This is a genomic window from Xanthomonas nasturtii, from assembly GCF_001660815.1.
Taxonomy (GTDB): Bacteria; Pseudomonadota; Gammaproteobacteria; order Xanthomonadales; family Xanthomonadaceae; genus Xanthomonas; species Xanthomonas nasturtii.
This window is the reverse complement of record NZ_LYMI01000087.1, coordinates 1-1055: the sequence shown is the minus strand read 5'-3', so window position 1 is coordinate 1055 and position 1055 is coordinate 1. Positions and strand designations below refer to the sequence as shown.

At 54.9% G+C, this 1055-nt stretch carries 1 protein-coding gene; it reads right to left on the bottom strand.

Features of this window, described 5'->3' with window-relative positions; all coding sequences use genetic code 11:
• Positions 1–156: 156 nt before the first annotated feature.
• Positions 157–1055 (bottom strand): IS5-like element ISPsy19 family transposase (locus A7D16_RS22220; RefSeq protein WP_082925905.1); only part of this gene is annotated, 899 nt, incomplete at its 5' end.

Genomic DNA, 1055 nt, shown 5'->3' with positions numbered 1-1055 from the left:
GATGGCCCGCTCACGGACCTCTGGGGAGTACTTCGGTAGTTTTTTCATCGCTCCATCCTCTCAAAGGTTGGAGTCTCCGAGAAACCCGGGGCGGTTCAATCATGACAGAGCGGAACCGAATAAGAGGTTACTACCACTAAGAGGGTGTAGACAAAATCATGTAGTGAGTCGGCGCGCGAGTATTCGAGCCTCGGCCAACCAAACCCATGCCTCGCTTACCGCAAAAAGGCGATCATGATGCATGATCAGTCGCCGAGCTCTCTCATTCCAGGCATGAGTTCGCTCCACTACCCATCGCTTGGGCATGACCACAAATCCAGTCTGAACAGGCTCCACGGAAAATAGATCGCCTTGTTCAGAGTGCCATTGCCCTGTTCTTCTGTTATTCGGGCCACGGATCACTTGAACATCGATAGCGTGCAGTTGATGGGTGCGCTGTGCCCATTTTCCTGCGTACGCACTATCAACAAAAAGCGTGCTCAGTGACGGATATTTTTCCTTCGAGTACGCCACCGCATCATCCGCCGCGTCACGATCCTGCACGCTTGCAGCACTGATACTGACAGCCAGCAGCAGGCCCAATGTATCGACAATCAGACTTCGTTTACGCCCCTTCACTTTTTTGCCTGCGTCGTAGCCGCTGTCACCGCCTTGAGGAGAACTGCGGGTCGACTGTGAATCCAGGATCGCTGCTGACGGGCTGTCAGCGCGTTCTTCCCGCTCACGCCATTGAGCTCGCAAGCGATCATGCATTTGCTCGAACTTGCCTTGAGCGCTCCACCGGCGGAACGTTTTGTAGACATTGTCCCAATGAGGAAAATCGCGGGGTAGCATTCGCCATGAGCACCCCGTGCGTACGACATAGCAACAGGCTTCCAGCAACGTGCGCCGAGAGTGAAGCGGTGGCACTCCTCGTCCGCCCTGGCTTTCAAACAGGTCGGCGACCAGTGCCCACTCGGTATCTGTCAAGCAACTCGGATATAGCTGCTCCGGCAGTTGGCGGCGGTGGGTTTCATTGTAGCCATAGGCTTTATTAGGTTCAGGTGACTGAAAAC